General features: G+C 73.6%; 20 protein-coding genes. 4 read left to right on the top strand and 16 right to left on the bottom strand.

All coding sequences use genetic code 11. The features are described from left to right. Positions 1–54 precede the first annotated feature (54 nt). Complete coding sequence (locus ACWFNE_RS19205; protein WP_452124021.1) at positions 55–1,620, top strand: polysaccharide biosynthesis tyrosine autokinase; 1,566 nt, start codon at positions 55–57, stop codon at positions 1,618–1,620. Positions 1,621–1,853: 233 nt separating this feature from the next. Here the strand turns inward: ACWFNE_RS19205 and ACWFNE_RS19200 are convergent, their stop codons facing one another. Together ACWFNE_RS19200 and ACWFNE_RS19195 are read right to left on the bottom strand one after the other, a co-directional pair. Further along, positions 1,854–2,396 (bottom strand): LPXTG cell wall anchor domain-containing protein, encoded by a 543-nt coding sequence (locus ACWFNE_RS19200; RefSeq protein WP_452124020.1) that lies wholly within the window; start codon positions 2,394–2,396, stop codon positions 1,854–1,856. Between the two features lie 75 nt (positions 2,397–2,471). Next, entirely contained in the window at positions 2,472–4,202 is a 1,731-nt protein-coding gene (locus ACWFNE_RS19195) for a DUF4012 domain-containing protein (RefSeq protein WP_452124019.1), read from the bottom strand. Positions 4,203–4,495: 293 nt separating this feature from the next. Between ACWFNE_RS19195 and ACWFNE_RS19190 the strand changes: the two genes are divergently transcribed. Further along, positions 4,496–5,119 (top strand): arsenate reductase/protein-tyrosine-phosphatase family protein, encoded by a 624-nt coding sequence (locus ACWFNE_RS19190; protein WP_452124018.1) that lies wholly within the window; start codon positions 4,496–4,498, stop codon positions 5,117–5,119. 54 nt (positions 5,120–5,173) lie between these two features. Here the strand turns inward: ACWFNE_RS19190 and ACWFNE_RS19185 are convergent, their stop codons facing one another. The 13 genes from ACWFNE_RS19185 to ACWFNE_RS19125 all read right to left on the bottom strand — a co-directional run bounded on the left by ACWFNE_RS19185 (position 5,174) and on the right by ACWFNE_RS19125 (position 19,191). Further along, entirely contained in the window at positions 5,174–6,001 is an 828-nt protein-coding gene (locus ACWFNE_RS19185) for a CAP domain-containing protein (RefSeq protein ID WP_452124017.1), read from the bottom strand. A gap of 214 nt (positions 6,002–6,215) precedes the next feature. Next, positions 6,216–6,704 (bottom strand): hypothetical protein, encoded by a 489-nt coding sequence (locus ACWFNE_RS19180; RefSeq protein WP_452124016.1) that lies wholly within the window; start codon positions 6,702–6,704, stop codon positions 6,216–6,218. Next, complete coding sequence (locus tag ACWFNE_RS19175) at positions 6,701–7,060, bottom strand: response regulator (protein WP_452124068.1); 360 nt, start codon at positions 7,058–7,060, stop codon at positions 6,701–6,703. The genes ACWFNE_RS19180 and ACWFNE_RS19175 overlap by 4 nt, the downstream gene beginning before the upstream one ends. A gap of 52 nt (positions 7,061–7,112) precedes the next feature. After that, entirely contained in the window at positions 7,113–7,568 is a 456-nt protein-coding gene (locus ACWFNE_RS19170) for a chemotaxis protein CheX (RefSeq protein WP_452124015.1), read from the bottom strand. Then, positions 7,565–7,948 carry a response regulator gene (locus ACWFNE_RS19165; RefSeq protein WP_034634097.1) on the bottom strand — a complete coding sequence of 128 codons (384 nt, stop codon included), beginning with the start codon at positions 7,946–7,948 and terminating at the stop codon, positions 7,565–7,567. Before ACWFNE_RS19165 ends, ACWFNE_RS19170 begins: the two co-directional genes overlap by 4 nt. Next, positions 7,945–8,766, bottom strand: coding sequence for a CheR family methyltransferase (locus ACWFNE_RS19160; protein WP_452124014.1), 822 nt, complete (start codon positions 8,764–8,766; stop codon positions 7,945–7,947). Before ACWFNE_RS19160 ends, ACWFNE_RS19165 begins: the two co-directional genes overlap by 4 nt. After that, a complete protein-coding gene (locus ACWFNE_RS19155; RefSeq protein WP_452124013.1) occupies positions 8,763–9,905 on the bottom strand; it encodes a protein-glutamate methylesterase/protein-glutamine glutaminase in 1,143 nt (380 codons plus the stop codon). The genes ACWFNE_RS19160 and ACWFNE_RS19155 overlap by 4 nt, the downstream gene beginning before the upstream one ends. Positions 9,906–10,000: 95 nt before the next feature. Next, positions 10,001–11,635: a methyl-accepting chemotaxis protein gene (locus ACWFNE_RS19150; RefSeq protein ID WP_452124012.1), complete on the bottom strand. Its 1,635-nt coding sequence runs from the start codon at positions 11,633–11,635 to the stop codon at positions 10,001–10,003. 107 nt (positions 11,636–11,742) lie between these two features. Further along, positions 11,743–13,362 (bottom strand): methyl-accepting chemotaxis protein, encoded by a 1,620-nt coding sequence (locus ACWFNE_RS19145; RefSeq protein ID WP_452124011.1) that lies wholly within the window; start codon positions 13,360–13,362, stop codon positions 11,743–11,745. Further along, a complete protein-coding gene (locus ACWFNE_RS19140; RefSeq protein WP_452124010.1) occupies positions 13,359–14,465 on the bottom strand; it encodes a substrate-binding domain-containing protein in 1,107 nt (368 codons plus the stop codon). The genes ACWFNE_RS19145 and ACWFNE_RS19140 overlap by 4 nt, the downstream gene beginning before the upstream one ends. Positions 14,466–14,529: 64 nt before the next feature. Further along, positions 14,530–16,275 (bottom strand): methyl-accepting chemotaxis protein, encoded by a 1,746-nt coding sequence (locus ACWFNE_RS19135; RefSeq protein ID WP_452124009.1) that lies wholly within the window; start codon positions 16,273–16,275, stop codon positions 14,530–14,532. Positions 16,276–16,363: 88 nt separating this feature from the next. Then, a complete protein-coding gene (locus ACWFNE_RS19130; RefSeq protein ID WP_309485012.1) occupies positions 16,364–16,777 on the bottom strand; it encodes a chemotaxis protein CheW in 414 nt (137 codons plus the stop codon). A gap of 2 nt (positions 16,778–16,779) precedes the next feature. Next, complete coding sequence (locus ACWFNE_RS19125; protein ID WP_452124008.1) at positions 16,780–19,191, bottom strand: chemotaxis protein CheA; 2,412 nt, start codon at positions 19,189–19,191, stop codon at positions 16,780–16,782. 384 nt (positions 19,192–19,575) lie between these two features. On the opposite strand from ACWFNE_RS19125, the gene ACWFNE_RS19120 reads away from it, so the two are divergent. After that, complete coding sequence (locus ACWFNE_RS19120) at positions 19,576–22,008, top strand: endo-1,4-beta-xylanase (RefSeq protein WP_452124007.1); 2,433 nt, start codon at positions 19,576–19,578, stop codon at positions 22,006–22,008. A gap of 225 nt (positions 22,009–22,233) precedes the next feature. Further along, on the top strand, positions 22,234–23,754 hold the full coding sequence (locus ACWFNE_RS19115) for a non-reducing end alpha-L-arabinofuranosidase family hydrolase (protein ID WP_452124006.1): 1,521 nt from the start codon (positions 22,234–22,236) through the stop codon (positions 23,752–23,754). A gap of 18 nt (positions 23,755–23,772) precedes the next feature. Here ACWFNE_RS19115 and csrA read toward each other — a convergent pair whose 3' ends face one another. Further along, a complete protein-coding gene (gene csrA / locus ACWFNE_RS19110) occupies positions 23,773–24,096 on the bottom strand; it encodes a carbon storage regulator CsrA (RefSeq protein ID WP_452124005.1) in 324 nt (107 codons plus the stop codon). Positions 24,097–24,138: the final 42 nt, after the last annotated feature.

Genomic DNA, 24,138 nt, shown 5'->3' with positions numbered 1-24,138 from the left:
GAGAATTTACCGGTTGCGGTGCAGGGCCGTGACGCGGGGAGCAGGAGCGAATCGGTGGAGCTGCAGGACTATCTGACCATTCTGCGCAAGCGGTGGGTCTCGATCGTCGTCCTCACGGCGCTGGCCGTGGCCGGCGCCGTCGCGGCTTCGCTGCTCGCGACGCCGATGTACCAGGCGACGACCCAGGTCTTCGTGTCGGTGCAGGGGAGCTCGTCGACCACCGAGCTGCTCCAGGGCTCGAGCTTCACACGACAGCAGGTCACGTCGTACACGCAGCTCGCCACGAGCCCGCTCGTGCTCGGGCCCGTGATCGACGACATGGGCATCGACGCCCGGGCCGAGGAGCTCGCCGGGCGCGTCACCGCGGACTCGCCCGCGAACACGTCCCTCATCAACCTCTCGGTGACCGACGAGAACCCGGCGATCGCCGCCGCGCTCGCCGACTCGATCGCCGACGAGTTCACCGACGTCATCTCCGACATCGAGACGCCGGCCGCGGGCGGGCCGTCCGCGGTGAAGATCTCGGTCGTCCGAGCGGCCGCGGCCCCCACGTCGCCGACGACCCCCAACACCAAGCTGAACCTCGCGCTCGGCGTCCTCGTCGGGCTCGCGCTCGGCGTGGGCATCGCGGTCCTGCGGGAGGTCCTCGACACCCGGGTCCGCGGCGAGGCGGACGTCGCCAAGGTCACCTCGACGTCGGTCATCGGCACGATCGGGTACGACGAAGACGCCCCGCAGCACCCGCTCATCGTGCAGAGCAGCCCGCACAGCCACCGTGCCGAGGCGTTCCGCCGGCTGCGCACGAACCTGCAGTTCCTCGACATCGCGGACCGCCCGCAGTCGATCGTCGTCACGTCGTCGCTGCCCGGCGAGGGCAAGTCGACCACGACGATCAACACCGCGATCAGCCTCGCCGACGCGGGCTCGCGGGTCGCGCTCATCGACGCCGACCTGCGCCGCCCGTCCGTCGCGCGGTACATGGGCCTCGAGGGCGGGGTCGGACTGACCACGGTGCTCATCGGCAAGGCGGCCGTCGAGGACGTCATCCAGCCGTGGGGCAACGGCTACCTGCACGTGCTGCCGTCGGGCCAGATCCCACCGAACCCGAGCGAGCTCCTGGGCTCGCAGGCGATGGCGAACCTGCTCGACAAGCTGACGCGCACGTACGACATCGTGCTCGTGGACACCGCTCCCCTGCTCCCCGTGACCGACGCGGCGATCCTGTCGAAGCTCACGGGCGGAGCGGTCCTGGTCGTCGGCGCCAACAAGCTGCACCGGAACCAGCTCGCGGAGTCGATCGGCGCGCTCGAGACCGTCGGCGCGCGGATCCTCGGCGTCGTGGTGAACCAGCAGGTCCGCAAGCAGGGCGACGCGTACACGTACTACGACTACGCCTCCCACACGTCCACGGGCGAGCCCGTGACGCCACCGTCGGGCCGCCGCGGGAGCCGCGCGCTGCGCCGGTCGGCCCAGGACGCACGCCCGACCCGGTCCGCGGCACCGTCGCGCCAGCCGATCAGCGCCTCGCAGCAGCGCGGCGAGGGGATCGCGGGGCTGTGGCCCGGCGAGCCGCTCAGCGGGTCCCCGTCGGGCGCGGGAGACCAGCGCACGCCGCACTGACGCGCTGCCGCCCGCCCACGGTCCATGGGGCCCTCGCCGTCACGGCGGGGGCCCCGTCCCGTGCCGGGAGCACGGCGGCGCGGTCCGGGTGCCGTCCGGCGCGCGGCCGGGCGGTGCCGGAGCAGGAGTGGGACACGACCGCGCGACGTGGCGCGCGGAGCGGGCTCACGCACGAGAAGGGCCCCCGCCGTCGGCGGGGGCCCTTCTCGGCACTGCTGGGGGGACGACCGCACTCAGGCGGCGGTGACCCCGCGACGACGCTTCGCGACGACGACCGCACCCGCACCCGCGAGCACGAGCGCACCGGCGCCGAGACCGAGCGGGAGCGCGTCCGACCCGGTCGTCGGGAGCGCGGCGGTGGTCGTGCCACCGGCCGCAGCGGCCGGCGCAGCCGCACCGGCGACCGTGATGACCTGCGTGCTCAGGACCGCGCCCGACGCCGCGTCGGCGGCGACGACCGTGTAGGTGCCGACCTCCGCGACCGTGACGGTGAAGACGGCCGTGCCTGCGGCGTTGGTCGTCTTCGTGAGGGTCTTGGTGCCCGCGACGGTGATCGCGGAGTCGGGCAGCGACGCCGGGTTCGACGTCACGGTGAGCGTCACGGGCGCGTTCGCCGGGCCCTGCACGGTGACCGAGAACGACTGGCCGGCGGCCGGCGTCGAGTCCGACACCGTGCCCTTGTTGGTGTAGTCCTGCGCGCCGTAGCCGAAGGCTGCGGACGGCGCGAGGACGAGGGCGGCGGCAGCCGCGACGATCAGGACCTTACGGCGAATCATGTGTGAGTCCCCCCCACGGGTAGGCAAAAAGACGCTGGCGCACAATCGTGCTGGGCCACACGGTACATCGCGGCGTCAGCATGCGGAAGGAATGGCGACGGGGCCGTTCTGGCGCGCTGTCGGAGTATGCCGAATTGTCGCATTCTTGGCCTGCCCGGGCGCGGTGCGCACCTCGATCTCCAGGGTCGTGCGCTGCCCGGGTTCGAGGGTAAATGTCCGGCTTTCCACGCCCAGCCCGTCATGCACCTGGGCAAATGCCGGGGCGGGGGTCGAATTCACCCGGGTCGCCTCCAGCCGTCCGCCCGCCGGGGCGTAGACCAGCACGTTCGTCCGTACGAGCCCGGGCTCCACGACCGCCCCGTCACCGGTGACGTACGCGGGCAGCCCCGCGGCGTCCGCGGGTGCGTTCGACGTGAGGTCGACCGTGACGAGCAGGCTCTGCCTGCCGTCGGGCGAGCACGCCAGCGCGGTCCCCGTGACGTCCAGGTCGACGTAGTACCCCATCTTCGCCTCGGTGCCGTCGTTGAGGTACACGCCCACCGTGGCGGACGCGCCGTCGCTCCCGCGCAGCTCGCCGGACAGCACCGTCCCGGTCAGCCGGGCCTGCTCCTCCTCGTGCGCCGACCACACCAGCAGGCGCCCTTCGCGTGCCCCCCGGGCGAGCGCGTCGACGACCGCGGGCGCCTCGCCCTGCCCGTCGACGACCGCGCCGAAGACCGCACCGGCGGCGGACGCGAAGAAGGCGTCCTGCCGCGTCGCCTGCGGGATCTCGAGGTACACCGTGCTGAGCAGGGTCTCCACGGCGTTCTCCGCCGTGAGCGTCACGCCGCGCTCCACGTCGACGGGTCCCGTCGCGGCGAGCACGTGCGCGAGCGCCCCGGGGTCGATCGAGACGACCCCGTCGACCGTCCCGCCGACCTCGCGGAGCCAGATCTCCCGCGCGAGCGCCGCGCTGCGGGTGAAGTCGGGGGTGAACGTCACGTCCCGCACGTCGGTCGCCAGCAGCGGGCCGAACAGGGCGTCCTCGGCCGGGGTCAGCGGGAGCACCGGCTCGGCCAGCCCGGCGAGCGACCCGCCGCTGCGCTGCCCGACGATGGTCACCGCGCCGGCGTCCGCCCGCAGGTGCACGACGATCCCCGGGATGCCCCCGGTCGCCCGCTGCTCGGCGTTGTTCTGCACGAGCAGCAGGTACTCGCGCGGCCCTGCCCCGCCGAGCATCGACGGCAGGAGCGTGACCGCCCGCGCGGCCGTGGCCGTGGTCATGGCGACGTCGGCGACCTGCTCGCGGAGCTGGAGCACCGGCCCCGCGACGAGGCCCCGCAGCTCGTCCGTGTCGACCGCGTCGAGGTCCTCCCGGGCCCGCTGCACCGCGGCGTCCGCGGCGACGACCTGCGGCGCCACGGCAGAGATCGGCGCGAGGTCGAGGCGCCCGTCGACGGGAGCCAGCGACGCGGGGTCCACCACCGTCGTGGCCTGCATCAACGCGGGCAGGGCGTCCCTCGCCAGCCCGTCGACGACCGCGCTCACCGTGCGGACGGCCTGGACGTCGCTGCCCACCCACGGCAGCCGTGCCGCTGCTCCCCAGAGCGGGCCGTGGGTCCTGTCGTAGGCCGTCCCCGCGCGCTCCTGGAGCCGCGGCAGCACAGCCGCCGCACCGTCGACGTCCCCGGCGACGACGCGGTCCTGGAGCGTCCGGACGTCGGCCCGGGCCAGCTCGAGCGCCTCCCGGGCGCGCAGCGCGTCGTACCCGAGAGAGAGCACTGCGGCGACGACCACGAGCACGCCGAGGGCCAGTGCGAGCGCCACGGCGGCACCACGCCGGCGCCGGCGCCGGGCGCGACGGTGCCGCTCCGGCCGCCGGTCGGGGTCGTCGCCCTCCGACGGTCCCCACAGCGAGCCCTCCGCCGCTTCCGTCACGCCCGCCCCTCCCGTGGTGCACGCGGGCGCGGCCGCTCGCGCGACGACCCCCGTGGCCGCTCCCCACGGCCGCCGCGATGCTACCCGCGGCTCCTGGGACGACCGACCAGGACGGGCGGCACCACGGGCGGCGCGACGCGCGGCGCGACCGGCGGGCCACGGCGCGCAGGCATGATGGACGTGTGACCACCCCTGACGCGCCCCGGCCGTTCCACGTCCTCGCCGTGTGCACGGGCAACATCTGCCGCTCCCCCGCGGTCGAGCGGCTGCTCGCGACGGGCCTCGGTGCGCCGTGGCCCGTCGGCCGCGCGCTGCACGGGCCGGCGGCCGGCCCGGACGGCGCCGTCGTCTCGTCCGCCGGCACGGGCGCTGTGGTCGGCGCCCCCGTCAGCCCGCTCATGGTGGACCTGCTGCACGGAGCCGGCGTCGACGCCGGGGGCTTCGCGGCGCGCCAGCTGACGCCGGACATCGTGCGCTCGGCCGACCTCGTGCTCGCGCTCACGCGCCGGCACCGCTCGGCCGTCGTCGAGCTGTTCCCCGGTGCGGTCCGTCGCACGTTCACGCTGCGTGAGCTCGCGCGGCTCGCGTCCCACGTGGACCGCGCCCAGCTCCCGGCCGGCGCCGGGGTCGGCGACCGCCTGCGGGCGCTGGTGCCGCTCGCGGCGGCCCAGCGCGGGCGGGTCACGGCCGAGCCGAGCGCCGACGACGTCGTGGACCCCTACGGCCACAGCGCCGAGGTGTTCCGGAGGTCGTGGGACGAGCTCGCCCCGGCGGTCACGACGCTCGTGCAGGTCGTCCGCGGCTGACCCGCGGGCCGTCGGCACGCGGTCGGCGCGTCGGCGCCTGGGCCGTCAGGGGCGTCAGCCCAGGAAGACCTGCGCGCACAGCACCCCGCGCGAGCTCGAGACGCACCCGATGCCGATCGAGGAGTACGCACGCAGGATGTTCGCGCGGTGCCCCTCCGAGCCCATCCACCCGGCCATCATGTCGGCGGGCGTCCGGTAGCCGAGCGCGAGGTTCTCCCCCGCGGAGCCGGGGCCGCACGCCGCGAGGATGGGCTCGAGGGGGTCGTGCTCGAAGCGGTTCTCGGCGACGAGCACCCCGGCGCGCGCGACGGCCTGCTGCGTCGCGCAGTCGGACACGGTGAGCGCGCCCAGGCCCGCGGCGGCGCGCTGCTCGTTGGTCAGCGTCACGAGCGTCGCGGCGAACTGCTGGTCCGCGGTCGGGGCGGGCGCCTCGGGCGGGGCGGGCGCCGGGTCGCCCTCGGGGGGAGCGGCCGGCGAGGACGGCTGCGCGGTCGGGGCCGCGGTGGGCGTCGCGGTCGGCGTCGCGGTGGGCTGGACCTCGGGCGCCGGGTCCGTCGCCGACGGCTCGGGCGTCACGGTCGGGGTACCCGTCGCGGTCGCGAGCGGCGAGGGCTGCGGGCGCCGCCCGCCGCCGCGAGACACGTCGTCGCCACGGTCCACGAGCTGGGAGACGGCGGCCGGGAGCGCCGCGAGTGTCTGCTGCGGGCCGTCGGTGCGCAGCGACGGGACCGTCGCCCACGCGGAGAGCGCACCCGTGCACAGGGCGACGGAGGTCACGACGATCGCGCGCACCCGCACGCGGCGACGACGCGAGCGCGCCGCCCGGAACTCGCGAAGCTCACGCCGGCGAGGGGACGCGGGGGCGTGGCTCGGCTGCTCCATCCGGGTCACGTTATCCGATCGTGACCTGACCCGGGGCAATTCGGGCATGTGAGAGCCCTCACGAGGGAACGGCCACGTGCGCGACCGTCCAGGTGTGCGCGCGCTCGGGGCGCGCGCCCTCGGCACGACCGTCCTCGGCACGACCGTCCTCGGCGCGACCGCCCCGGGCGCGCGCCCGCACCGTCCCGCCGGGCAGCCCGGCGGACGGCGTGCGTCAGATCACCAGCAGCGAGAACCGGCCCGGGCCGTACCCGGCGACGTCGACGTCGAGGTCCGTGCGGCGCACGTAGGCGAGCACCCACTGCGCCACGTCCGCAGGCACCGGCTCGCCGGGCGCGTACACGACGTCGAGCTTGACGTGCGGGGCCCCCTCGGCGTTGAACAGCGACGCCGTGATGTTGAGCACCTCCGACGCGTTCTCCAGCAGGTTGTCGGGCAGCGCACCCGCACCGATCGCCTCCTCGGCGCCGCGCGCGGGCACGAGCCCGATCGCCGCACCGACGCGCGCCGCGAGCTCCAGGTCGAGGATCACGAGGGCCGTGAGCCGGAGCATGTTGTCGACGTAGACGCCGACCGCCGCCCCGAACTCCGCGGTCGGGTCGACCATCGCGCCGCCCGTCGCGACCTGGACGTCGCGCCCGAGCAGCCCCTCGAACAGCTCGCGGACGTCCTTCGCCGCAGGCAGCGGGGTCTCGGCGCTCACGCGAGCACCGGCTCGATCGCGTCGCGGAACGTGTCCGCGGTGAACGGCTTCGCGATGAGGAACAGCGCCCCCGCCTCGTCGGCCGTCTGCCGCATCTCCGGCGAGCCCTCGGACGTCACGAACGCGAAGGGCGTCTCGAAGCCCTCGCTCCGCATCGCCCGCAGCAGCTCGATGCCGGTCATCTCCGGCATGTTCCAGTCGGACAGCACCAGGTCGGGCTCGTCCGCGCGCACCATCTCGAGCGCCGCGGCGCCGTCCGGCGCCTCCCGGACGTCCCAGTCGTACCCTGCCTGGCGCAACGTGCGCACGACGATCTGCCGCATCACGCGGCTGTCGTCGGCCACCAGCACTCGCAGCACCTTCACCACCCACTTCGTCGAGTCGTCATCCTGAGGGCCCCCACGACCGTCAGATCTGCCAGACGGACACGTCCAGAGGACGCCCCCGCCAGGCCAGGACCACGCCGTCGATCCGGGTCGCCCCGTGCGTGTCCGGCGCGGTGCGCCCGACCCGCGGCATGGTCAGCTTCTCCTGGACCGGCAGCAGCGCCTTGAGGTTGCCGCCGACCACGTTCACCACCTCGCCGAACGCGTCGACCAGGTCGTCCTCCGAGACGGCCTCGTCCGCCGGCATCCCGAGGAGCGCGCGCGCCAGGTCGTCCGCCGTCGACACGTCGGTCGACAGCAGCGTCCGGCCCGCGAACGCGCCGTGGATCTCGACCCACGCGTGCAACGGGTCCGCGAGCACCGGGACGTCGCCGGCCCACGGCACGAGGTGCCCGGGCTCGCCGTCGACCATCGCCGTGAAGACCTCCTCGGCGATCGCGGTGATCTGGACCGTGTCGAACGGGGCGAGCGGGCTCATACGGTCTCCTCGAGAGGCAGCAGCCCGAGCAGCTCGAGCTTGTCCCGGAGCGCGTCCGGGGTGAACGGCTTGATCATGTACTCGTGCGCGCCCGCGGCCAGGGCGCGGACGATCTGCCCGTGCTCGCTCTCCGTCGTGACCATCATGAGCGTCACGGAGCGCCAGTGCGGGTTGGCCCGGACGTTCGTCACGAACGTGAGCCCGTCCATCACGGGCATGTTCCAGTCGATGCAGGCGAGGTCGTAGCGGCCGCCGGCCTCGAGCACGTCGAGCGCCTCCTGGCCGTCCCCCGCCTCGACCGTCTCGTAGCCGAGCCGGCCCAGGGCACCCGCGACGATGCGGCGCATCGTGCGGGAGTCGTCGATCACGAGCGCTCTCATGCTGCCCTCCGGGCGTTGTGCCGGTACACGGAGCTGCGGCCCACGGGGACCCGCTCCCAGTCGTCGTCGATGCCGAGCGTGGTCTCCGCGGCGCCGAGGAGCAGGTAGCCCCCCGGACGCACCACGGAGCGGGCCCGGCGCAGGACCTCGCGCTTGGTCGCGAGGTCGAAGTAGATGAGGACGTTGCGCAGGAACACGACGTCGAACTGCCCGGCGGGCGGCGCGTGCAGCAGGTTGTGCCGCTGGAACGTCACCATCGAGCGGAACCGCTGGCTGATCTCCCAGTCGGTGCCCGTGCGCGTGAAGTGCTTGACGAGCATCGACGCGGGCAGGCCGCGGTTGACCTCGAGCTGCGTGTACCTCCCCGCACGTCCGCGCGCGAGCACCTGCTCGGAGATGTCGGTCGCGGTGATCTGCACGCGCACGCCCGGCAGGGCGTCGTCGAGCGCCATCGCGACGCTGTAGGCCTCCTGGCCCGTCGAGCACGCCGCGGACCACACGCGCAGCGACGTGCCGGCGCCCCGGGCCGCGAGCAGCTCGGGCACGACGTGCTGGGTCAGCGCGGTGAACGGCGTCGCGTCACGGAACCACGAGGTCTCGTTGGTCGTCAGCGCCTCGACGACGAGCTCGAGCTCGGCCTGGTCGGGGCGGGCGCGCAGGGCGCGCACGTACGCGTCGACGTCGGCGAGCCCGCGCTCGCGCACGATGGGCAGGAGCCTGCTCTCGACGAGGTACTCCTTGCCGAGGTCGAGCTGGATCGCGCTGCGCTGACGGACGACGTCGGCGACGTAGCTGAAGCTCTCCGGCGTGAGGGTCATGCGGCACCTCCTGCGGCTCGGGCGGCGGCGGTGCCGACGGCGTTCTGGACGGCGCCCACGAGCGTGTGGGCGACCTGGTCGAGCGGGAGGACGCGGTGCGCGAGGCCGGCGGTCGCGACGGCGCCGGGCATGCCCCACACGACGCTCGAGCGCTCGTCCTGCGCGTAGACGGTGCCGCCCGCGGCGACGACGTCCTCGCAGCCGGCGCGGCCGTCGGAGCCCATGCCGGTGAGGACGACCGCGAGCAGGTCGCCGCCGTAGACGCCGACCGCCGAGCGGAACAGGACGTCGACCGCGGGCCGGCAGAAGTTCACCGGCGGTCCCTGCGTGAGCACGGTGCGCGCGCCGCTCGCGGAGCGCTGGAGCTCGAGGTGGTGGTCGCCCGGCGCGATGTACACGTGGCCGGGGCGCAGCTCCTCGCCGCCGGCCGCCTCGACGACCGTGCCGCCCGTCGCGCGGTCGAGCCGCGCGGCGAGCTGTCGCGTGAAGACCGGGGGCATGTGCTGCACCACGAGCACGGGGACGGGCAGCGGGCTCGACAGCGCCGTGAAGACCCGCGAGAGGGCCTCCGGCCCGCCCGTCGAGGAGCCGACGACGACCGCCCGGACCGGGCGCGGGCGCGGTGCGGGCCGCAGCGTGACGGTCCGCGTGCCGAGCGGGCGCAGGGCCGGTGCCCCGGCAGCAGCGGCCGTCCCGGGCGCCGAGGTCGCGAGCGCGCCCCCGTGGCCGCGGTTCGGCACGAGCGCCTTGATGCGCGGGATGAGCTCGCGGGCGACCGTCGCGAGCGACTCGCTGACGCTCCCGACGTTCGCGGGCTTCGTGACGTAGTCCGTGGCGCCCGCGGCGAGCGCGTCGAGCGTCGCCGACGCGCCCCGCTCCGTGAGCGTCGAGAACATGATGATCGGGACCCGCGAGCCCGTGGCCCGCAGCGCCCGGACCGCGCCGATGCCGTCCATGACGGGCATCTCGATGTCCATCGTGACGAGGTCGGGAGCGAGCTGCTCGACCTTGGTGAGCGCGATCTGACCGTTCGCGGCCGTGCCGACCACGTCGATCGCCGGGTCCCCGGCGAGCGTGTCGGTGACGAGCCGGCGGACCACGACGGAGTCGTCGACCACCAGAACCCGGATGCGTGACACGTGCTCTCCCCCTCGACGCGCCACCGTGCGGTGACGCGTCGTCCTCATCGGCCGACGGCCCGTGCGGGTGAGTACCCGGACGGGTGAGAACACCCTCAGTAGCGGAAGGCCCCGACCTGCTCGCGCAGCTCGGCGGACATCCGGGCGAGGTCGACCACCTGGTCGTTCGTGCGGCTCACGACGGCGCTCGCCGACGCCGCGGACGACGCGACGCCCGTGATGTTCGCGGCGATGTCGCCGGAGCCCGTGGCGGCCTCCCCGACGCTGCGCGACATCTCGGTGGTCGTCGCGGTCTGCTCCTCGACGGCCGACGCGATGGTCATCTGGTAGTCGTTGATGCTCTCGATGATGCGGCCGACCTGGCTGATCACCGCGACCGCGGACGTCGTCTGGCTCTGGTTCGCGGCGATCCGCGAGGCGATGTCCTCGGCGGCGCGCGCGGACTCCTGCGCGAGGTCCTTGACCTCGCCGGCGACGACCGCGAAGCCCTTGCCGGCCTCTCCGGCGCGCGCGGCCTCGATCGTCGCGTTGAGCGCCAGGAGGTTGGTCTGCTCCGCGATGCTCGTGATGACCTTGACGACGTTGCCGATCTCCTGCGAGCTCTCGCCGAGCGCCCCGACCGTGGTCGCGGCCTCCTGGGCGTGCACGACGGCCTGCGAGGCGACCTTCGCGGCCTCGTTGGCGTTCTGCGCGATCTCGCGGATCGAGGCGCCCATCTGCTCGGCGCCGGCCGCGACCGTCTGCACGTTGCGGCTGACCTGCTCGGCCGCCGCCGCGACGACCCCGGCCTGCGCGGAGGTCTCCTCGGAGCCCGAGGCGAGCTCGTGCGTCGAGGCGGACATCAGCTCGGCGGACGACGCGAGCTCGCGCGAGGTCGCCGCGACGCGGCCGAGCGTGGCGCGCATCGCGTCCTGGGCCTTGCCGAGCGAGCGGGCCATGGCACCGAGCTCGTCGTTCGTCGTGACCTGGGCGCGGACCGTGAGGTCGCCGTGCTCCATCGCCTCGACCGCGCGCTGCACCTCGAGCACCGAGGCGCGCATCGACCGGGCGAGCAGCAGCCCGAGCGCGACCACGACACCGATGCCGGCGACGAGCGCCACGAGCAGGATCGTGCGAGCCGTGTCGGCGGCGCCCTGCGCGTCGGCCGCGATGCCCGCGATGTACTCGGTCATGCCGGCCTCGATCGAGTCGAGCTGGTCGACGAACTCGCCCTTGATCGGCTCGGTCACGTCCGTCAGGACGCGCTCGTACTCGACGGCGTCGTCCTCGAGCGCGGCCGGGACGAGCTGGGTGTCGCGCGCGTCCTTCCACGCCTCCCAGTTCGCGGTGAACTCGGCGAGCTCGGGGACCAGGTCACCGATGACGACGGTGACCTCGTCGAGCGCCGCCTGCAGCTCCGCGTCGTTGTCGGCCTGCTCGGCGAGCCAGAACTCCTCGGCCTCCTCGGAGTCGAGCGCGCCGAGCTGGGCGACGATCATCCGGGCCTTGAGCTGGTCCTCGTGGACCGTCGCGAGCGGGTCGCCGACCGAGGTCTGGACGTCCGCGAGCTCCGCGGTCTTCGCCGCGAGGTGGCCCGCCTCGTAGACGCCGAGGCCGCCGATGGCGACCGCGACGGCCGACAGCACGCCGATCACGCCGAACAGCTTGCCGCGGATCGAGCTCGTCAGCCCACGGCCGGAGGTCGTGGTGCCGGTGTCGCCCGTGCGGGCGGAGGGACCGGTCGTCGTCATGGCGTGCGCTCCTCGCGGTGGTGGGGCGGTGCCCCGCTGTCGTCGGTCCACCGATCGGCACCGACGCGTCCGCGATGAGGCCCGGACCGGGCGAGCGGTGGGCGATCTCAGTACGTGAAGGCGACCGTCCGCTCACGGAGCTCGTCCGAGAGCCGGGCGAGCTCGACGACCGACGCGCTCATCTGGGCGAGCACGTGCGAGCTCGTCTCGGCGGCCGACGCGACGCCCGTGATGTTCGCGGCGATCTCACCCGACCCCGCGGCGGCCTCCTGGACGCCGCGCGACATCTCGGTGGTCGTCGCCGTCTGCTCCTCGACCGACGACGCGATCGTCAGCTGGTAGTCGTTGATCGACCCGATGATGTGCGTGATCTGCTCGATCGCGGCGACGGCCCCCGTGGTGTCGAGCTGGATGGCGTCGACGCGGCGCGCGATGTCCTCGGTGGCCCGGGCGGTCTCGCGCGCGAGCTCCTTGACCTCGCCCGCGACGACCGCGAAGCCCTTGCCGGCCTCCCCGGCGCGCGCGGCCTCGATCGTCGCGTTGAGCGCCAGGAGGTTGGTCTGCTCCGCGATGCTCGTGATCGTCTTGACGACGTCGCCGATCTCCGAGGACGAGACCCCGAGCCGGGCCACGGTCTGCGTGGTGTGCGCCGCGACGCCGGTCGCGTCGGAGGCGACCTTGGCGGCCTGGTTGGCGTTCTGCGCGATCTCGCGGATCGAGGCGCCCATCTGCTCGGCGCCGGCGGCGACGCCGTGCACGTTGCGGTTGACCTCCTCGGCGGCGGCCGCGACCACGCCGGCCTGGGCGGACGTCTCCTGCGAGCTCGCGGCGACCTGCGCGTTCGACGACGCGAGGTCCTGCGCCGCCGCGGCGACGGTCCGCGCGGTCTCGACGACCCCGCCGAGCGCCTCGCGCAGCGACGCCTGCGCCGTCGACAGCGACGCGGCCATGCGGCCGAGCTCGTCGTGGCTCGGCACGCGCGTCGCGACCGTCAGGTCGCCGCCGGCCATCGCGTCGAGACTCGCGCTCACCGAGCGCAGACCCGCGGTGATGCGGCGGGTCACCGCCGCGGAGACCGCCGCGGAGGCGAGCGTCGCGACGACGAAGCCCACGGCGAGCGCGAGGATCGTCGTCCGGATCTCGGCGGCGGCGGCGGCCATCACGCCCTCGACCTCGTTGCTGACCTGGTCGTCCGCGAGGCTCAGCGCGCGGCCCGTCCGCTCGGGGTCGCCCGCGGCCGACGCGGCGAGCGCCCCGCTCAGCCCCTCGACGTCACCGGCCTGCACGAGCGGGAGCAACGTCGCGTCCCGGTACGCGGTCCACGCCTCCCACCGCTCGACGAAGTCGTCCCACTGCGGGGTGTCCGACTCGGCGTGGCTCGAGACCTGGTCGATGAGCCGGTCGGCGGCCCGGTCGTTCCACGCGGACGACGTGAGCAGCTGCTCGCGGGTCCCGGGGTCCGTCGCCTCGGCCGCGCGGTGCACGAGCAGGTGGCTCTGCACCTGCACGGTGCGGAGCTCGGAGAGCGACCCCTGCAGGTCGTCGGTCAGCCCGCGCACGGCCTCGAGGTGGTCCCCCGCACGCTGCAGGGCGAGCGCGCCGCCCCCGCCGACGACCGCGAAGGTCACCCCCATGAGGACGAGCGACGTCGCGATTTTCGCGCCGACGGGCCGGTCCCAGAACCAGCCCGCCCGCGTACGAGGGGCGGTCGTGGACGGGGCGTTCATGCGATCTCCTCAGCGGTGTAGTACCCGCCGTCGACGAGCACCTCGACGTAGTTCTCGGACGTCACGACCTGCGGGGTCAGCAGGTAGGACGGCACGACCATCACGCCGTTGTCGTACGACGTGACGTCGTTGGTCTCGGGCTCCTCGCCCTTGAGCAGCGCCTCGATCATCGAGACGGTGACTTCCGCGAGCTGGCGGGTGTCCTTGTAGATCGTGGCGTGCTGCACACCTGCGGCGACCTGCTTGACGGCCGGGACGTCGGCGTCCTGCCCGCACGTCGCGGGCCAGGGCAGCGCGGGCGTGCCGTAGCCGAGGTCACCGAGCACCTCGAGCACCGCGACGGCGACGCCGTCGTTCGGCGACAGGAAGCCGTCGAGCGTGTCCCCGCGGGCGGCGTAGCCGTCCATCAGCGCGCGCATGCGCTCGGCAGCGACCGCGCCGTCCCACTTGGGGGTCGCGATCGTGTCGAACGCCGTCTCCCCCGACGGCACGACGAGCACGCCGGAGTCCAGGTACGGCTGCAGGACCTCCATCGCGCTCTCGTAGAAGACGACCGCGTTGTTGTCGTCGGGCGAGCCGGCGAACAGCTCGACCCTGAACGGGCCCGTCGCGCCCGTCGGCACCCCCTGCTCGTCGACCACCCCGAGGCCCTCGAGCAGCATGGTCGCCTCCATGCGCCCCACCCGGGCGTTGTCGAACGTCGCGTAGTAGGCGACGTCGCGCGTGTCGCGGATGAGCCGGTCGTACGCGATCACGGGGATGCCCGCGTCGGCCGCCTCCGCGAGCACGTCCGTCAGGGCGCTGCCGTCGACCGCGCCGACGACCAGCGCCTCGACGCCCGAGTCGACCATCGCCCGGATCTGCTCGACCTGCGTCGGCGCGTCGTCCTCGGCGTACCGCAGGTCGACCTCGTGGCCGAGCGCGCGGAGCTGCGCCTCGACGTTCGTGGCGTCGTCCACCCAGCGCTCCTGCGTCGTGGTCGGCATCGCGACCCCGACGCGCTGGACGAGGAGCTCACCGCCCGCCGACGGGGCGCACGCACCGAGCACGGTGGTGCTCGCGACCAGCACGAGCGCGGTGACTGCTCTCGTCGGACGTCTCACGGGGGTACCTCTCCAGATCGTTGCTGCGTTGCCCGGTGCGTGTGCCGCGGTGCGCGGCGACGCGTCAGTACGTGAAGGCGGCGGTACGGCCGCGCAGCTCTTCGGAGAGCCGCGCGAGCTCGACGACCGAGTCGCTCATCTGCGCGAGCACGCGCGAGCTGGTCTCGGCGGCGGACGCGACGCCGGTGACGTTCGCGGCGATCTCGCCCGAGCCTGCGGCGGCCTCCTGGACGCCGCGCGACATCTCGGTCGTCGTCGCCGTCTGCTCCTCCACGGAGGAGGCGATCGTCAGCTGGTAGTCGTTGATCGCTGCGATGATGTGGGTGATCTCCTCGATCGCCGCGACCGCCTGGCGCGTGTCCACCTGGATGGCCTCGACGCGCTGGGTGATGTCCTCGGTCGCGAGCGCCGTCTCGCGCGCGAGCTCCTTGACCTCGCCGGCGACGACCGCGAAGCCCTTGCCGGATTCCCCGGCACGCGCCGCCTCGATCGTCGCGTTGAGCGCGAGCAGGTTGGTCTGCGCGGCGATGCTCGTGATGACCTTGACGACGTCGCCGATCTCCGACGACGACACCCCGAGGCGCGCGACGGTCTGCGTCGTCGTCTCGGCGACGCCCGTCGCGTCCGTCGCAACCTTGGCCGCCTGGTTCGCGTTCTGCGCGATCTCGCTGATCGATGCGCCCATCTCCTCGGCGCCCGCCGCGACGACGTGCACGTTGCGGTTGACCTCCTCGGCCGCGGCCGCGACGACGCCGGCCTGCGCGGACGTCTCCTCGGAGCTCGCGGCGACCTGGGCGTTCGCGGCGGCGAGCTCGTGCGCCGCGCCCGCGACGGTGCTCGCGATCTCGACGACGCCGACGAGCGTCTCGCGGACCGCCGCCTGCGCGACGCCGAGCGCCTCGGCCATGCGCCCGAGCTCGTCGCGGCTGCGGACGGGGGCCGCGACCGTGAAGTCGCCGCCCGCCATCGCCTCGAGCGACGCCTGGACCTCGCGCGCGGCCCGCCGGATGGACATCGCGGTCTGGTACCCGAGCGCGACGACCACGACGAGCGCCGTCCCGAGCGTCAGGACGAGCGCCGTGACGGCCCGCTGCGAATCCTGCTCGGCCTCGGCGGCGACCGACGTGAAGTACGCGGTCGTGTCCTCCTCGAGCGCCTCGAGCGTCGCCTCGAGCCGGTCGATCAGCGGCTGGCTCACGTTCTGCACGAGGCTCGAGTAGTAGGGGGTGTCGTTCTTCAGCGCGGCCGGCACGAGCTGGACGTCGCGCACCTTGATCCACTGCGCGTACGCGATCTTGAAGTTCTCCCACGTCTCGCCGCCGCCACCCACGGCGTCGAGGTCGGCGATCGCGGCCTGCAGCGCGGCGTCGTTGTCCTTCTGCCGCGCGAGCCACTCGTCCTGGAGCTGCTCCTTCTCGAACGCCGCGAGCTGCGCGACGATGAGCCGGGCGGTCGTCACGTCCTTCTGGACCTCGGCCCGGCTGGCGACGAGCGTCTCCTGGAGGCGGGCGAGCTCGGCCGTGCGGGCCGTGATGCCCTGCATCGTGACGACGGCCGCCCCGCCCGAGACCGCCGCGACGACGGCGAGCAGCAGGATCGACGTGAGGATCTTGGTCCGCACCGAGCGGTCGCGCACGACCGCCAGGACGCCGTGGGCACGACCCCCGCCGGTGCCGGACGTCGGTCCGTCGCCCGGCCCGGCCGGAGCCGGCGTGCCGGCGCCCGGGAGGAGGCCGGCGGGCTCACGCCGGGCGAGCAGGTCGGCGCCGCGGCGCAGCAGTGCCCGCGCGTCCCGAGTCGTCGTGCTCATGCGTCCGTGCTCCTCGTCTCAGCATCCATGCCTGACGTGCACATCGACCGGGTGCGCGCCCAGTTGAACGGTCGTCCGGGTGACTCGCTCAGGTGGCGGTCGCCGCGTCGACGTCGAGGACCAGCAGGAGGTCGCCCTCGAGCTTGTACGCCCCGAGGATGAGCTCGCGGAGCTCCGCGTCGAGCGTGTCGGGCGGCTGCTCGAACCGCTCCGGGCCGACCTCGACGACGTCGCCGATCTCGTCGACGAGCAGGCTGATCGGCTCGCCGGCCACCTGGACGACGACCATCATCGGCTCCGCGTCGTCGGCGAGCGGCTCGAGGCCGAGCCGGGGACGCAGGTCGATCGTCAGGACCACCTGGCCGCGGAGGTTCACGAGGCCGGCGGTGCCGACCGGGGCCAGCGGGACGCGCGTGCGCACGTGCGAGCGCAGCGCCTCCTGGACACGGGTCACGTCGACCCCGTACAGGCTCCCGCCGAGCGTGAAGGTCACGTACTGCACGGTCACACCCCTGCCGTCTCGAGCTCGGACGCGCGCCGCTGCTGCGGCACGACGACGTCGTAGAACGCCGGGTCGGCGGCCATGACCGCGGCCCGGACGTCGAGCAGCTCGGTCACGCGCTCGTGCAGGACCGTCGAGCCGGTCAGGCCCGCGTCCTCGATGTCGCTGTGCCGCGAGACGTCGTCGTCGATGATGTCGACGATCTCGTCGACCACGAGCCCGACGCTGCGACCCGCCCGCGTGTACACGACGAGCAGGAGCTCGTCCTTGCGGACGCTGTCGAAGACGCCCAGCACCCGGTCGAGGCGTGCCAGCGGCAGGATCGTCCCGCGGTACTGGATGACCTCGCGCCCGCCGACGAGCTCGACCTGGTCGATGCGCACGTGCTCGAGGCGCGCGACGGACGCGAGCGGCATCGCCACCCGGCGGCCGCCCCCGATCCCGGCGACGAGCAGCTGCTCGACGACGCGCTCCGTGACCTCCTGCACCGCGCCGCGGCGCTCGCGTGCGTGCTGCTCGCCCTCCGCGACGAGCGCGCGGCGCGCGATCGCCTGGACGTCGAGGATCAGCGCGACCGCACCGTCGCCGAGCACCGTGGCGCCCGCGTAGATGCCGATCGCCTTGAGCCGCGCCGAGAGCGCCTTGACGACGATCTCCTCGGTGTTGAGGACCCGGTCGACCAGGAGACCGAAGCGCTGGTGGTCGGCCTGGACGACCGCGATGACGGTCGAGGACCCGGGCTCGACGGGGATGCCGAGCACGTCCGCGAGCGACACCAGCGGCAGCAGCTCGCCGCGCAGCCGGTACACCGCGGCGTTCTGGATGCGCTCGATCCCGGCGCCGGCGCGCTGGCCGTCGAGCGCGACGAGCTCGAGCAGGCTCACCTGCGGGACGGCGAACAGGTCGCCGCCGCACACGACCGTGAGCGCGGGCATGATCGCGAGCGTCAGCGGGATCCGCAGCCGCCAGACCGTGCCCTCGCCGAGCGTCGAGTCGACGTCGACGGTGCCGCCGATCGCCTCGATCTTGGTCCGCACGACGTCCATGCCGACCCCGCGGCCGGACACGTTGGTGACGGCCTCGGCCGTCGAGAAGCCGGGCAGGAACAGCATCTGCATGAGCTCGGGCGGGGTCATGAGCATGACCTGCTCGGGCGTGCGCAGGCCCCGCTGGACCGCCTTCGCGGCGACCTTCTCGGTGTCGATGCCGCGACCGTCGTCGGCGACCTCGACCACGACCTGACCGCCCGCGTGGTACGCGCGCAGCGTGAGGAGGCCGCGCGGGGATTTGCCCGCGGCGACACGCTCGGTGGGCGACTCGATGCCGTGGTCGACCGCGTTGCGCACGAGGTGCGTGAGCGGGTCCTTGACGGCCTCGAGGAGCCCGCGGTCGAGCTCGGTGTCCCGGCCGACCATCTCGAGCTGGACCTCGCGGTCGCACGCCGCGGCGAGGTCGCGCACGACGCGCGGCATCTTGGACCACACGTGGTCGATGGGCTGCATGCGGGTCTTCATGACCCCCTCCTGCAGCTCGCCGGCGATGAGGTTGAGGCGCTGCGCGGAGCGCACGAGGTCGACGTCGGAGCGGTCGCCCGCGAGCCGGCTGATCTGGTTGCGCGAGAGCACGAGCTCGCCGACCTGGCGCATGAGGGCGTCGAGCAGCTCGACGTCGACGCGGATCGAGGTCTCGGAGCTGCCGGACGTCGGCGCGAGGGCGGACGGCGCAGCGGGTGCGGCGGCGGCGGGCTGTGCCGCGGCGGCGTGCTGTGCGGGGGCGGCGGGCTGCGCGGGGGCGGCCGGGGTCGCGACGACGGTGACCGCCGGCGCGGGGGCCTCGGCTGCGGCGGACGGCTGCGTGCTCGCGGCGGCGGCGCGCGCCGAGCGCGGCGCGATCACGCGCGACGGGTCGGCGGCACGTGCCGCCGGCTTCGCGGTGGGGGTCTCGTCGGGTGCGGCGCCCGGCGCGTCGGCCGGAGCCGCGGACCCGGTGCCGGTGTCCGACGCCGGGGCGGCGGGCTCCTGCGCCTCAGACGCGCCTCGCCCGTCCTGCAGCCGTCCGACGGAGTCGAGCACGCCGTCGATGTCGACCGCGCCCTCGGTGCCGTCCGCGGCGATCGCGGTGAGGATCTCGCGGACGACGTCGACGAGGCGCAGCAGCACGTCGGTGGTCGCCTGGTCCATCGAGCGCTTGCCGTCGCGCAGCTCCACGAGGAGGTTCTCCCCCGCGTGGGTCACACGCTCGAGCCGGCCGTAGGCCAGGAAGCCCGCGGTGCCCTTGATGGTGTGGATCGTGCGGAACACGCTGCCGAGGAGCTCGCGCGACCCCGGGGACTCCTCGAGGGCCACCAGGTCCTGGTCCAGCTGGTCGAGGTTCTCGTGACTCTCGACCAGGAACTCACGGACGATGTCGTCCATGTCTTCCACTGTGCCCTCCCACCCGTGACCGGCGGCCGTCCCGCCTGACGCACCGCCCATCGGTCACGCGCGCCCGGACGTGAGCAACCGGGACGGGTGAGGGCGGGCGGGGCGGCGCCGGGGCACGGGGGGCGGACGCGAGCGGTGCCCGCCGGCCGCCGGACCGGCCGACGGGTAGCGCCGGCTGGGGTCGGTGAGGCGAGTGCCCGTGAGAAACGTTTCAGGCGTGCCGCGAACCCTTCGGTTCGCCGACCGATCGTGCGACCGTGAGCGCCAGTACGGGCGACGACCGCCTCCTCGAAATCGATATCCATCGGTGCAGAGGCGTCCGCCCGGTCGTACCCGCCCGTCGACGACGACGGGCGCCCTGAGAGAGAGGTACGCATGAGGACGACTCCACGACGCGCCGGGCTCGCCCGGCGCGGACTCATCGCGGCGGGCGTGACGCTCGCCACCGCGCTCGCCGGCCTGGTGGTGACGGCACCCGCGCAGTCGGCGGCGAGCACCCTGGGCGCGGCCGCCCAGCAGAGCGGCCGGTATTTCGGGACGGCGATCGCGGCGAGCCGGCTGAGCGACTCGACGTACTCGACGATCGCGAACCGTGAGTTCGACATGATCACGGCCGAGAACGAGATGAAGATGGACGCGACCGAGCCGTCGCAGAACCAGTTCAGCTACTCCAACGGCGACCGGATCCTGAACTGGGCGCTGCAGAACAACAAGCGGGTCCGCGGTCACGCCCTGGCCTGGCACTCCCAGCAGCCGGGCTGGATGCAGAACATGTCCGGCACCCAGCTCCGCAACGCGATGCTCAACCACGTCACCCAGGTCGCGACCCACTACCAGGGCAAGATCTACGCCTGGGACGTCGTCAACGAGGCCTTCGCCGACGGGTCCTCCGGCGCCCGGCGTGACTCCAACCTGCAGCGCACCGGCAACGACTGGATCGAGGCCGCGTTCCGCGCCGCCCGCGCCGCCGACCCGAACGCCAAGCTCTGCTACAACGACTACAACACCGACGACTGGACGCACGCCAAGACCCAGGCCGTCTACACCATGGTCCGCGACTTCAAGTCCCGCGGCGTCCCGATCGACTGCGTCGGCCTCCAGTCCCACTTCAACGCCCAGAGCCCGGTCCCGTCGAACTACCAGACGACCCTGTCCTCGTTCGCCGCACTCGGCGTCGACGTCCAGATCACCGAGCTCGACATCGAGGGCTCCGGCTCCTCCCAGGCGGACAACTTCCGCCGCGTCACCAACGCCTGCCTCGCCGTCGCCCGCTGCACCGGCATCACCGTCTGGGGCGTGCGCGACACCGACTCCTGGCGCGCCTCCGGCACCCCGCTCCTCTTCGACGGGTCCGGCAACAAGAAGGCCGCCTACACCTCGACCCTCGACGCCCTCAACGCGGCGACGCCGGTGAACCCGACGCCCACGCCGACGGTGACACCCACCCCGACCGTGACGCCGACCCCGACGGTCACGCCCACCCCGACGCCGACGGTCACGACCTCGCCGCAGCCCGCGGGGAGCACGCTCGCCACGGCCGCGGCGAGGACCAGCCGGTATTTCGGGACGGCGATCGCGGCGAGCCGGCTGAGCGACTCGACGTACTCGACGATCGCGAACCGTGAGTTCGACATGATCACGGCCGAGAACGAGATGAAGATGGACGCGACCGAGCCGTCGCAGAACCAGTTCAGCTACTCCAACGGCGACCGGATCCTGAACTGGGCGCTGCAGAACAACAAGCGGGTCCGCGGTCACGCCCTGGCCTGGCACTCCCAGCAGCCGGGCTGGATGCAGAACATGTCCGGCACCCAGCTCCGCAACGCGATGCTCAACCACGTCACCGAGGTCGCGACCCACTACCAGGGCAAGATCTACGCCTGGGACGTCGTCAACGAGGCCTTCGCCGACGGGTCCTCCGGCGCCCGGCGTGACTCCAACCTGCAGCGCACCGGCAACGACTGGATCGAGGCCGCGTTCCGCGCCGCCCGCGCCGCCGACCCGAACGCCAAGCTCTGCTACAACGACTACAACACCGACGACTGGACCCACGCCAAGACCCAGGCCGTCTACACCATGGTCCGCGACTTCAAGTCCCGCGGCGTCCCGATCGACTGCGTCGGCCTCCAGTCCCACTTCAACGCCCAGAGCCCGGTCCCGTCGAACTACCAGACGACCCTGTCCTCGTTCGCCGCGCTCGGCGTCGACGTCCAGATCACCGAGCTCGACATCGAGGGCTCCGGCTCCTCCCAGGCGGACAACTTCCGCCGCGTCACCAACGCCTGCCTCGCCGTCGCCCGCTGCACCGGCATCACCGTCTGGGGCGTGCGCGACACCGACTCCTGGCGCGCCTCCGGCACCCCGCTCCTCTTCGACGGGTCCGGCAACAAGAAGGCCGCCTACACCTCGACCCTCGACGCCCTCAACGGCGGCACCCCGGTCGACCCGACGCCGAACCCGACCCCGACCACGCCGCAGCCCACGGGCGGCACCGGGTCCTGCTCGGTCGTCTACGCCGCCCCGAGCCAGTGGCAGAGCGGCTTCACCGCGAACGTCCGCATCACCAACAACGGCCAGGCCGTCAATGGCTGGACGCTGACCTGGACGTTCCCCGGCAACCAGGCGGTGACGAACGCGTGGAACGCGGTCGTGACCCAGAACGGAGCACAGGTCACCGCACGCAACGCCGCCTACAACCCGCAGATCCCCGCGGGCGGCACCGTCGAGATCGGCTTCAACGGGTCGTTCAGCGGGAGCAACCCGGCGCCCACGAGCTTCGCGCTCAACGGCGTCACCTGCACCGGGTGAGCACGCCGCGCCGTCCTGGCGTGCGGCCCGCCGACGCGGGCGACGCGGGCGACGCGGGCGACGCGACCTGACGGCACCGGCGGGAGCCGACCCCCCCCCCCCGGGGGGGGGAAGGACCCACCGTGGGTCCCAGTCCCCCGCGCGGGGTCCCCGCCCACGGGACACCCATGAGGGACGTCGCAGCCGACCCACCGGCGCCGGTGGGCACACCGGAGAGAGGCACGCATGAGAAGCACAGCACGACGCACGCGGCGGACGGCCGCCGCGGTCGTCCTGACGGTCGCCACCGCGGTCGCCGGGCTCGTCCTCGGCACACCGGCGCAGTCCGCGACGGGCACCCGAACCCCGGCGGCCGCGCAGGTCACGGGCGGCTGCTCGGTCACCTACACGGCCCCGAGCCAGTGGCAGACCGGGTTCACCGCGAGCGTCCGGATCACGAACCACGGACCGGCCACCGACGGGTGGACCCTGACCTGGACCTTCCCCGGCAACCAGACCGTGACGAACGCCTGGAACGCCGTCGTGTCGCAGAGCGGTTCGCGGGTCACCGCGCGGAACGCGCCCTACAACGCGCGCCTCGCGACGGGCGGGACGGTGGACCTCGGCTTCAACGGCTCGTACAGCGGCAGCAACCCGGCGCCGACGGCCTTCGCGCTCGACGGGACGCCGTGCACCGGCCCGGGCCCGGTCGTCACCCCGACCCCGACGCCGACCGTCACCCCCACAGCCACCCCGACGCCCTCGGCCACACCCACCCCGACGCCGACCGCGACGACACCGCCGGACGCACTGCCGTCGAGCTTCCGGTGGTCGTCGACCGGCGCGATCATCGCGCCGAAGCGCGACGCCACCCACGACCCCGTGGCCATCAAGGACCCGTCGGTCGTGTTCGCCGAGGGCCGGTGGCATGTCTTCGCGTCGGTCGTCGAGAACGGCGGCTACAACCTGGCCTACACGAGCTTCACCGACTGGTCGCAGGCGTCGTCCGCGTCGCACCACTACCTCGACCGCTCGGCGATCGGCACGGGCTACCGGGCCGCCCCGCAGGTGTTCTGGTTCGAGCCGCAGCAGCTCTGGTACCTCGTCTACCAGACCGGCGCCGGCGGCTCGTACTCGACGACGCGCACGATCTCGGACCCGTCGTCGTGGTCGGCCCCGCGGAACTTCTACGCCGAGCAGCCCGCGATCATCCGGGACAACATCGGCGACGGCTACTGGGTCGACTTCTGGACGGTGTGCGACACCGCGACGTGCTACCTGTTCTCGTCCGACGACAACGGTCACCTGTACCGGTCGGAGACGTCACTCGCGCGCTTCCCCGACGGGTTCACGAACACCGTGATCGCGATGGAGGACGCCAACCGGTACCGGCTCTTCGAGGCCTCGAACGTCTACAAGGTCGCCGGCCAGGACACCTGGCTGCTGGTGCACGAGGCGTTCGACACGGGCGGCAAGCGGTACTTCCGGTCGTGGACCGCCCCCTCGGTCGAGGGTCCGTGGGCGGCGCTAGCCGACACCGAGGAGAACCCGTTCGCGCGGGCGAGCACCGTCACGTTCCCCGGCGGGGCCTGGACCCGCGACATCAGCCACGGCGAGATGATCCGCTCCGGCACCGACCAGACCATGGAGATCAGCGCCTGCGACCTGCGGTACGCCTACCAGGGGATGGACCCCGCGTCGACGGCCGACTACAACGACCTGCCGTGGCGGATCGGGCTGCTGACGCAGACGGGCTCCGCCTGCTGACCCGGGCGTCCCGGGCGGCTACTCCGCGCGCTCGGTGCCCGCGTGCGGCTCGGCGCTCGACGCGGCCTCGGAGGCAGGGACCGGCGTGGCAGGCCGGTGCGCGCCCGCGGCGGGCGGGCGCGGGACGAGCTTCTGCAGCGCCTCCGCGTCGGCGTCGGTGACCGCGCTGGCCTCGACGTTCGCCGCGGTGACGGCCTCGATGACCTCGGCGCGGTGCACCCGCACCGAGCGGGGGGCGTCGATGCCGAGGCGCACGCCGTCGCTGCGCACCTCGATCACCGTCAGGACGATGTCGTCCCCGATGAGGAGGCGTTCGCCGACGCGACGGCTCAGGACCAGCATGCGAACGACCCTACCTGCCGGAACCCGGGGCGCTCCTGCCGT

It is taken from the genome of Cellulomonas sp. NPDC055163, from assembly GCF_053607065.1.
Note: the sequence above shows the minus strand (reverse complement) of the source record. Positions and strands in the feature narration are given on the sequence as shown.